The following is a 2445-nucleotide window of genomic DNA, read 5'->3' as shown; positions in this document are numbered from 1 at the left end:
GTCGCGCCCCTCGCGGGCGCGTGGATTGAAACTCCGGCACCATCGTGAAATCCGGCAAGTCGGTAGTCGCGCCCCTCGCGGGCGCGTGGATTGAAACACGTAGTAGTTAATGAAGTCGGCCTGGAAGGTTTCGTCGCGCCCCTCGCGGGCGCGTGGATTGAAACTGAGCCGCCGAGACTATCGAGCCCGGACGGCTGACCGTCGCGCCCCTCGCGGGCGCGTGGATTGAAACAAGAATGTCACTATTAATAGTTTTACGTGTACTGTCGCGCCCCTCGCGGGCGCGTGGATTGAAACATCAAGATCACACTGTTTGTCATCACCGTGGCCGTGTCGCGCCCCTCGCGGGCGCGTGGATTGAAACCGTGTAATGGCGTCGAGGTTTTGGGCCTGCCTGCGTCGCGCCCCTCGCGGGCGCGTGGATTGAAACCAGACCGCCCAGCCATCGAACTGACTGGCCTGAACGTCGCGCCCCTCGCGGGCGCGTGGATTGAAACTGTCTATCGCCGATGCTTTCGGAAAGCCGCTGTCGTCGCGCCCCTCGCGGGCGCGTGGATTGAAACCTGTTGCTGACCAGCAGGCGGCTGGGTGCCAAAGGTCGCGCCCCTCGCGGGCGCGTGGATTGAAACCTGGCTTTCTGCAGAAAGAATACTCCGGTGAAAAGTCGCGCCCCTCGCGGGCGCGTGGATTGAAACAGCTCCAGATCAATGCGGTCCAGTTCGCCGAGGGGTCGCGCCCCTCGCGGGCGCGTGGATTGAAACATTTAAACCTCCTTAAATGTCAGCGCAACACTCATGTCGCGCCCCTCGCGGGCGCGTGGATTGAAACTTACAAGCTTTTCTGGCTTGTTGATGGGCCGGACGGTCGCGCCCCTCGCGGGCGCGTGGATTGAAACAAAAATGGGTATCGCAACGATGGGGCCGCCCTTGAGGTCGCGCCCCTCGCGGGCGCGTGGATTGAAACCACGTTGGCGAACGTCAGCGGGATTTTCAGTGTCGTCGCGCCCCTCGCGGGCGCGTGGATTGAAACTTGAAATAGGTGCGGCCACACAGGACGCGTACGCCGTCGCGCCCCTCGCGGGCGCGTGGATTGAAACTATGATCGTGTCATGGAGTCAACCCGCCCTTACGAGTCGCGCCCCTCGCGGGCGCGTGGATTGAAACAAACGACTGACGGCGGAGAGATTAGGGTTGACGGTCGCGCCCCTCGCGGGCGCGTGGATTGAAACGCAATAACAATCCTGAAAAATGACCACACGTGTGTCGCGCCCCTCGCGGGCGCGTGGATTGAAACCAGTCACCGGTCATCAACTCATAGAGCGACTTGGGTCGCGCCCCTCGCGGGCGCGTGGATTGAAACGCTACCGCCTGGGCAGAGTTGGATGACCCGAGAGGTCGCGCCCCTCGCGGGCGCGTGGATTGAAACGCCTATTCCCCCGCGCCCTGACCGCCGAAGAACGTCGCGCCCCTCGCGGGCGCGTGGATTGAAACTGGAAGCGCACAAGGAAGCCAGCAAGGTCTAGCGGTCGCGCCCCTCGCGGGCGCGTGGATTGAAACCCCAGGCTATCGGGCTGTACTGGACTTTACCCCCGTCGCGCCCCTCGCGGGCGCGTGGATTGAAACGTCTGGTATGCCATCAGAATAACATCTGTCTTGCGTCGCGCCCCTCGCGGGCGCGTGGATTGAAACTCACCATTTGTGTCGAACACATCATCGCTGCCCTGTCGCGCCCCTCGCGGGCGCGTGGATTGAAACGGCTCACGCCAGCAGGGTTAACGGTAGGAGGAACGTCGCGCCCCTCGCGGGCGCGTGGATTGAAACTACCAATGTCAGTTGCCGCTCGCCTTTCTGTACGGTCGCGCCCCTCGCGGGCGCGTGGATTGAAACCCCTCCGCCAGTCTGGTCCCCCGCCCGCATATCTGGTCGCGCCCCTCGCGGGCGCGTGGATTGAAACAACGTAACCGTCCGGTAAACCCATCTTGAGCCCGTCGCCGCTGCCGTCAGGATAGTGTCCACTAAAAAATAAGTGGACACTTAACATGACCAGCATAAGCGTAACCAAGCCCTACCAAAAACGTCGTCGTTACTCCAAAGAGCTTAAGGCTCGTATAGTCGCCGAATGTCTGAAGCCCGGGGCGTCTGTTTCCCGAATTTCGCTGGATAACGGCCTCAATGCCAACATGGTCCGGCGCTGGATAAGCGAGGCGCGACGGGCGGCTAAAACACCGGAAGCGCCAGGATTCGTTCCGATCCGTCTGCCAGCCGTAGCGCCTGTGCCGGACACCCCGTCAGTCTCGAGTCAATGTAGCACCATCCGCATCGAGATTCCCCGCGCCGGTGGCCCGGTCGTGGTCGAATGGCCGGCGGAGCAAGCCCATCAGTGTGCGGCCTTGCTTCGGGATCTGTTGGGATGATCCGCATTGACGAGATCTGGCTGGCCACCGAA

1 protein-coding gene and 1 CRISPR repeat array are annotated in these 2445 nt (G+C 62.3%); the gene reads left to right on the top strand.

Annotated elements, in window-relative coordinates; genetic code table 11:
- A CRISPR array of direct repeats spans nucleotides 1-1953; the repeat unit is 32 nt; unit sequence GTCGCGCCCCTCGCGGGCGCGTGGATTGAAAC.
- An 85-nt stretch (nucleotides 1954-2038) separates the two neighbouring features.
- Nucleotides 2039-2413, top strand: coding sequence for an IS66-like element accessory protein TnpA (gene tnpA, locus Q669_RS18810; RefSeq protein ID WP_022993478.1), 375 nt, complete (start codon nucleotides 2039-2041; stop codon nucleotides 2411-2413).
- Nucleotides 2414-2445: the final 32 nt, after the last annotated feature.

Source organism: Marinobacter sp. C1S70 (assembly GCF_000475355.1).
In the GTDB taxonomy this organism is placed as follows: Bacteria; Pseudomonadota; Gammaproteobacteria; order Pseudomonadales; family Oleiphilaceae; genus Marinobacter; species Marinobacter nauticus.
The sequence above is the reverse complement of the archived record's forward strand: the minus strand, read 5'-3'. Positions and strand labels throughout refer to the sequence as shown.